This is a genomic window from Vibrio sp. R-1, assembly GCF_035615595.1.
In the GTDB taxonomy this organism is placed as follows: Bacteria; Pseudomonadota; Gammaproteobacteria; order Enterobacterales; family Vibrionaceae; genus Vibrio; species Vibrio cholerae.
On sequence record NZ_WPDC01000010.1, the window covers coordinates 69305 to 75509 of the forward strand.

Sequence of the window (6205 nt, forward strand, 5' to 3'; positions counted from 1 at the left end):
ATTAATGACTACTTAGCTTTTCTTTATGCTTATTCAATTGTCGAACCAATTTATCCACCAAACTATCGATGGCGGCATACATGTTTTCATCGTCCGCGTGGGCGTGAATTTCTGCTTGGTTTACGTGGAGCGTAGCTTCGGCGATCTGGCGCAGTTTTTCAACACGTAAAATGACTTGAACGTGATTAATGTGGTCGAAAAAACGCTCAAGTTTGTCAAATTTGGAGTGAACATAGTCTTGCATTGAATCGGTAAGATCAATGTGGTGGCCTTGAATGTTGATTTGCATAGACTTTCCTTCTCTAGTTTAGGCCTATAGCAGGCGTTTGCGCTGACTTGATGGGGCGATGCCAAGTGATTCACGATATTTGGCGATGGTTCGCCGCGCGACTTGGATGCCTTGGTCAGCGAGTAGGGTTGCGATCTTGCTGTCACTGAGTGGTTTGGCAGGATTCTCTGCCGCCACCAGTTTTTTGATCAGCGCCCTGATCGCAGTGGACGAGCACTCTCCGCCATTGTCAGTACTGACGTGGCTGGAGAAAAAGTACTTCAACTCAAAAATGCCGCGCGGGGTATGCATGTATTTCTGCGTGGTGACACGCGAAATTGTCGATTCATGCATTTCCACCGCCATCGCCACATCGTTGAGCACCATCGGCTTCATCGCCTCTTCTCCATACTCGAAGAAATCGTGTTGGTGTTCAACTATGCACTTGGCAACTTTGAGCAGTGTCTCGTTTCTACTTTCTAAACTTTTGATCAGCCATTTTGCCTCTTGCAAATTGGTACGGATGTAGTTGCTCTCCGCATTATTACCGCGCATCAGGTCGGCATACTGCTGATTGATCTTCAGTTTAGGCACACTATCTGGGTTGATGGTGACCAGCCATCGACCTTGTTCTTTATAGACTGACACGTCAGGTATAACGTATTCAGCGTGATCTTGGGCAATTCGACTGCCGGGGCGAGGATCGAGCTGTTGGATGAGTTGCAGGATCTCGCGCAAGTCCTCTTCTTTGAGCTTAGTCTCTTTCAGAATGGTTTTGTAATCGCGATTCCCTAAATCATCGATGTACTGTGAGAGCAGTATACGCGCTTCTTCCAGCCAAGGAGTATCACAGGGATAGGTGGTGAGTTGCAGCAACAAGCAGTCTTGCAGATTAAGCGATGCCACACCAAAGGGGTCAAACTGCTGAATGCGTTTACGTACCGCTTCAATCTCATCCAACTCAATGTCATCACTGCGCAGGCTCTCTTGGATCTCCTCTAGTGAGACGGTTAAATAACCGTAATCGTCGATAGCATCGATAAGTGCAACGGCTATAGTGCGATCCACATCGCTAAAGGGAGTTAAGTCGAGTTGCCAGTGAAGGTAATCTTGCAGGGTTTGGGTAGTTTCGCCTTGGTAGATAGGGGCATCATCATCGAGTGCCAGTCCTGTACTACCAGTATTGGCGCTGTAGACTTCATCCCAAGTGGTATCCATCTCTAATTCAGCGCTGATTTCCGATTTTTCAATCAGATCCGAGCTATCCTGCGGTTCAGGTTCGTAGAGTTCTTCTGGCTCGCGCGGGCTTTCTTCCGTCATACGTACGCTATCAAGCGATGGCGCTTCGTCTTGGTTCTCTTCCACCTCTAACAAGGGGTTAGATTCCAATGCTTCCTGAATTTCTTGCTGCAGATCCAGCGTCGAAAGCTGCAACAGACGAATCGCCTGCTGGAGCTGCGGAGTCATGGCTAACTGTTGACCTAGCTTGAGCTGTAATGACGGTTTCATGCAGTAATGGATGCCTTGTTATTGTTAGTATTCATTGAACTCTACTCTGTTTTAATCATAGACGGAATTGTTCGCCGAGATAAACCTGCTTCACCTGTTCATTATTGAGAACATCTTGTGGCGTTCCTTCCGCAATCAGTCGGCCTTGGCTGACAATATACGCTTTTTCACACACATCCAGCGTTTCACGTACGTTGTGGTCGGTGATGAGGACCCCTAGACCGCGATCGCGCAGATGTTCGATGATTTTTTTGATATCGATGACCGAGATGGGGTCAACGCCAGCAAAAGGCTCATCTAGCAAGATAAATTGTGGGTTAGCCGCCAGAGCGCGGGCGATTTCCACCCGGCGTCGTTCACCGCCAGAGAGCGCCATCCCAGCACTTTTGCGAATGTGCTGAATGTGGAACTCTTCGAGCAAATCTTCCAGCTTGTCCTGACGCTCTTCATGGGTCAACTCTTCGCGAGTCTGCAGGACGGCCATGATGTTGTCTTCGACCGAGAGTTTGCGAAAGATAGACGCTTCTTGCGGCAGATAACCAATGCCCATCCGTGAGCGGCTGTGCATTGGTAGAATGCTGATGTCGTTGTCATCAATGGTAATGGTGCCTTCATCACGCGCGACAAGGCCGACAATCATGTAAAACGAGGTGGTTTTACCCGCACCATTAGGGCCAAGCAGGCCCACAATCTGTCCTGACTCAACTTGAAGACTGACGTCAGAAACCACTTTGCGTTTTTTGTAGCTCTTAGCTAAATGCTGTGCTTTTAAGATGGCCATAGTTACTCTTGGATTGCTTGTGGTTGAAGAACGGTAGAGACGCGCCCTTTGCCATCACTATCGGCAATCAGTTTCTGCAAGCTGATTTTGTAGCGGATTTTGCTGCCGCGAATTTCGCTGTCATCTTGTGACAACATGGCTTTATTGATCATCACTAACTCATCGTCGCGAACTTTGTAGTACAGCTCTTTGGCTTCACCATACAGGGTTTTGCCTTCATCAGTCAGTTGCGAGAAGGTTGCGACGTTGCCATAGCCTTCAATTTCTTCAATTTTGCCGTTTTCAGCATTACGGATCACGATCAACTTGTCGGCATTGATGTTGATGCTGCCTTGCTTGAGTTTGACATCGCCTAAGAAGGTGACACGATTGCTCTTCATATCCAGTTGTTGACTGTCTGAGTCGATATAAACTGGTTGTTCTCTGTCGGTAGAGAGTGCATAAGCCTGAGTCGAGGCGAGCAAACAAGCAATAAGACTAAGGTGTGAGCGTTTCATATCTACCTTGTACTTGGTTATAAAGTTCAGCCGAATGATCGGCAAAGTTGCCTTTCATCGCTTGACCGTGTGTTTCAAATTGTGGGCCGCGCAGTTCGACGGGCTTATCGGCCCAGAAGTCACGACTTTTGAGTTGGATACTCATCTCGCTGGTGGTGAGAGTATCAAAGCCGGAGTCTGGAAGTAGATTTTTAGCCAAAACGTCGTCATATAAGGTCAGCACCTGATCTTTGCTCAGAATGCCTCTGCGTGCGGTGATTTCCCACTCTTGTAATGTACCTTCCCGATACACTTTGAGTATCGGAGCTTTAAACAGGGTGTTACCGCTTTTCGCATAGTGATCCAAATGAATCGAAGTGATCACGTAGTTGCGGATACCTTGTTCGTCATACGAAATATTTTCTAAGTTCTCGCCACTGAACATAGGCAACTCCAAATTCGGAGCCACCTGAATCTTACTGTCTTGTTCTTGTCCCAATAAGTAATAGAGTGACCAAGAAGCAATAAACAACAGCAGAACGTAAACAATGCGCGACAAACTCATAGGCTCAGGCCTTTATGAACATCCAGTTCGTTACGCGCTTGCAAAATCAAATCGCACACTTCGCGCACGGCGCCGTGACCGCCTTTGATATGCGTAACGTAATTGGCACGTTGCGCCAGCAGTGGATGACCGTCGGCTACACACACGCGCAGTGCCACCTTTTCCATAACAGGCCAATCGATGAGGTCATCACCAATGTAGCCGGTCTGCTCAGGAGCGATCGCCAGTTTCTGACAAATATCATAATAAGCTTGCACTTTATCATCCTGACCTTGATAGATCAGTGAAATGCCTAGCGCTTTCATGCGATTTTCAACAATTTGTGAGCGGCGGCCAGTAATGATCGCGATTTCAATCCCCGCATTCATTAACGCTTTCACACCATAACCATCACGAGTGTGGAAGGTTTTTAACTCTTCGCCTTGGTTACCCATATAAATTAAGCCGTCAGAAAACACACCGTCGACATCGCAAATCAGCAGTTTGATCTGTTTGGCAATCTCCAGCAGTGAAGGTTCCACTTCTCCATACAAGGTTGAGACGGTTGAACTCATTACATCACTCCGGCTTTGAGTAGATCGTGCATGTTCAGTGCACCGACCAATTTATTATTTTCAACGAGCATCAGGCCATTAATGCGTTTGGCCTGCATTAAATTCAATCCTTCCACGGCCAGCAAATTGGGCTGAGCAACGGTTGGTTGGCGCGTCATTACATCGGCAATTACAGTGCTGTGAATATCGATGCGTTTATCAAGAATGCGCCGTAAATCACCGTCAGTAAAAATACCGAGTAGTGTGTCTTGTTCATCGACAATGGCTGTCATACCAAGCCCTTTTTGACTGATTTCGAGCAAAGCATCTCGGATCAAGGCTTGTGGTGCCACTTTAGGCAGTGCATCACCACTGTGCATGATGTCATTGAGTTTGAGCAAGAGTTTACGCCCAAGTGCGCCACCTGGGTGAGACAAAGCAAAATCTTCTGCGGTGAAACCGCGTGCCTGCATCAGTGCCACCGCCAACGCATCGCCCATTACCAGAGTGGCGGTGGTGCTTGAGGTTGGCGCAAGCTCTAACGGGCAAGCTTCACGCGGTACGGTGATTTGCAGATGGATATCGGCCAATTTCGCCATGTTGGAGTTGGGGTTGCCTGTCATGCTGATCACGCGAATACTCAAGCGCTTGAGCACGGGAAGCAGGGCGAGGATTTCTGATGATTCTCCGGAATTAGAGATGGCGAGTACGATATCGCCACGTTCAATCATTCCGAGATCCCCATGTGAAGCTTCACCCGGATGTACAAAAAAGGCAGACGTTCCTGTACTGGCTAAAGTGGCGGCAATTTTCTTACCAATATGGCCGGATTTGCCCATCCCCATCACCACGACTTTGCCCGTTTGATTGGCCAAAATCATCGCACAAGCACGCGCAAAATCGTCATTGATATACTGCTCTAGCTGTTGCAATGCATGGATTTCGGTTGCTAGCACTTGTTTAGCGACCGTTTGGTAATCAAATGAATGGGGCATCCTCATCTTCCTCTTTAGTACACGGCGATATTCATGAACGGAGATATTTTCTCACTTAGATGTTCATTAATAGGTAAGTAATGTAACCGATGAAAGAGCACAGTAAGAGTGCGCCTTCTAAGCGAGTGATTTGACGTTTTTTGCCCAAAGCGACCCCAACCAGCAGCAAAGAGACACCGAGCATCACCCAAAAGTCACGGCTCATGGCTTCAGGGCTAAGCAGAGAAGGGTTAAGTAAACCCGGTAAGCCCATCACCGCTAAAATGTTGAAAACGTTTGAGCCGATAATGTTACCGACCGCCATATCATCTTCGCCTTTAAGCGCGCCCGCCAATGAGGCAGCCAGCTCAGGTAAGCTGGTGCCCACCGCAATAATGGTTAAGCCGATCACCAGATCGCTCATCCCAAAATGCTTGGCAATCACTACCGCGTTATCGACCAGCATGCCTGCGCCAATCGGTAGCAGAATGAGGCCGACTACGACCCAAAATGCTGCTTTGGGGTTACTGACTCCAACCGGAATCTCCGATTCTTGTTCATCCAGCAAAGCATCGCCGTTTTGTTTCTCTTTGCGGCTCACTTGCAGCATGACCAAAATAAAGGCGGCAAACAGGGCGATCAGTAAGATGCCTTCATAGAAACCAAGGTGATTGTCCCACAAAATTGCACCGGCAATTAGGGTCACACCAATCATCATCGGCAGTTCTCGACGTAATACCGCAGAGCCCACTGAGAGCGGTTTAACGATCGCGGTGATACCTAAAATCAACGCGATATTGGCAATGTTTGAACCGAGGACGTTACCCACAGCAGTATCGGTTTTCCCCTCTAGGGCTGCGGTGGCGGAAACCATCATCTCTGGTGCTGAGGAGCCCATCGCGAGGATAGTCATACCGATCACTAAAGGAGAGATGCCAATATTGCGAGCTAATGCCGCAGATCCGAACACCAATTTGTCCGCGCCCCAAACTAGGATTGCGAGACCGATAAACAGAAAGACCACCGCTTCAATAAGCATGTTGATTCCCACGTAATTAATGAAAATAAAGGCCAAAGGCTTGGATGCACCATGACTATC

8 protein-coding genes are annotated in these 6205 nt (G+C 48.1%); all 8 read right to left on the reverse strand.

Features of this window, described 5'->3' with window-relative positions; translation table 11 throughout:
* Position 1 precedes the first annotated feature (1 nt).
* Genes hpf through GOU96_RS04050 form a run of 8 tightly spaced genes read right to left on the reverse strand, consistent with a single transcriptional unit; the run spans position 2 to position 6145 of the window.
* The gene (hpf, locus tag GOU96_RS04015) at positions 2–289 is read right to left on the reverse strand and encodes a ribosome hibernation promoting factor (protein ID WP_001166643.1); all 288 of its coding nucleotides are present in this window, start codon (positions 287–289) and stop codon (positions 2–4) included.
* A gap of 24 nt (positions 290–313) precedes the next feature.
* Positions 314–1777: an RNA polymerase factor sigma-54 gene (locus GOU96_RS04020; protein WP_033932928.1), complete on the reverse strand. Its 1464-nt coding sequence runs from the start codon at positions 1775–1777 to the stop codon at positions 314–316.
* Positions 1778–1832: 55 nt separating this feature from the next.
* Positions 1833–2558, reverse strand: coding sequence for an LPS export ABC transporter ATP-binding protein (gene lptB, locus GOU96_RS04025; protein ID WP_000996178.1), 726 nt, complete (start codon positions 2556–2558; stop codon positions 1833–1835).
* 2 nt (positions 2559–2560) lie between these two features.
* The gene (gene lptA, locus GOU96_RS04030) at positions 2561–3055 is read right to left on the reverse strand and encodes a lipopolysaccharide transport periplasmic protein LptA (RefSeq protein ID WP_000830444.1); all 495 of its coding nucleotides are present in this window, start codon (positions 3053–3055) and stop codon (positions 2561–2563) included.
* On the reverse strand, positions 3036–3599 hold the full coding sequence (gene lptC, locus GOU96_RS04035) for an LPS export ABC transporter periplasmic protein LptC (RefSeq protein WP_000059348.1): 564 nt from the start codon (positions 3597–3599) through the stop codon (positions 3036–3038). The genes lptA and lptC overlap by 20 nt, the downstream gene beginning before the upstream one ends.
* Positions 3596–4153: a 3-deoxy-manno-octulosonate-8-phosphatase KdsC gene (gene kdsC, locus GOU96_RS04040; RefSeq protein WP_000099768.1), complete on the reverse strand. Its 558-nt coding sequence runs from the start codon at positions 4151–4153 to the stop codon at positions 3596–3598. The genes lptC and kdsC overlap by 4 nt, the downstream gene beginning before the upstream one ends.
* On the reverse strand, positions 4153–5127 hold the full coding sequence (gene kdsD, locus GOU96_RS04045; RefSeq protein ID WP_001120614.1) for an arabinose-5-phosphate isomerase KdsD: 975 nt from the start codon (positions 5125–5127) through the stop codon (positions 4153–4155). The genes kdsC and kdsD overlap by 1 nt, the downstream gene beginning before the upstream one ends.
* A gap of 55 nt (positions 5128–5182) precedes the next feature.
* The gene (locus GOU96_RS04050; protein WP_000904329.1) at positions 5183–6145 is read right to left on the reverse strand and encodes a calcium/sodium antiporter; all 963 of its coding nucleotides are present in this window, start codon (positions 6143–6145) and stop codon (positions 5183–5185) included.
* Positions 6146–6205: the final 60 nt, after the last annotated feature.

What these genes read in the sequence shown, in the direction of transcription:
- hpf (WP_001166643.1), bottom strand. Translation starts at nt 289, where the DNA reads ATGCAAATCAACATTCAAGGCCACCACATTGATCTTACCGATTCAATG.
- GOU96_RS04020 (WP_033932928.1), bottom strand. Translation starts at nt 1,777, where the DNA reads ATGAAACCGTCATTACAGCTCAAGCTAGGTCAACAGTTAGCCATGACT.
- lptB (WP_000996178.1), bottom strand. Translation starts at nt 2,558, where the DNA reads ATGGCCATCTTAAAAGCACAGCATTTAGCTAAGAGCTACAAAAAACGC.
- lptA (WP_000830444.1), bottom strand. Translation starts at nt 3,055, where the DNA reads ATGAAACGCTCACACCTTAGTCTTATTGCTTGTTTGCTCGCCTCGACT.
- lptC (WP_000059348.1), bottom strand. Translation starts at nt 3,599, where the DNA reads ATGAGTTTGTCGCGCATTGTTTACGTTCTGCTGTTGTTTATTGCTTCT.
- kdsC (WP_000099768.1), bottom strand. Translation starts at nt 4,153, where the DNA reads ATGAGTTCAACCGTCTCAACCTTGTATGGAGAAGTGGAACCTTCACTG.
- kdsD (WP_001120614.1), bottom strand. Translation starts at nt 5,127, where the DNA reads ATGCCCCATTCATTTGATTACCAAACGGTCGCTAAACAAGTGCTAGCA.
- GOU96_RS04050 (WP_000904329.1), bottom strand. Translation starts at nt 6,145, where the DNA reads ATGCTTATTGAAGCGGTGGTCTTTCTGTTTATCGGTCTCGCAATCCTA.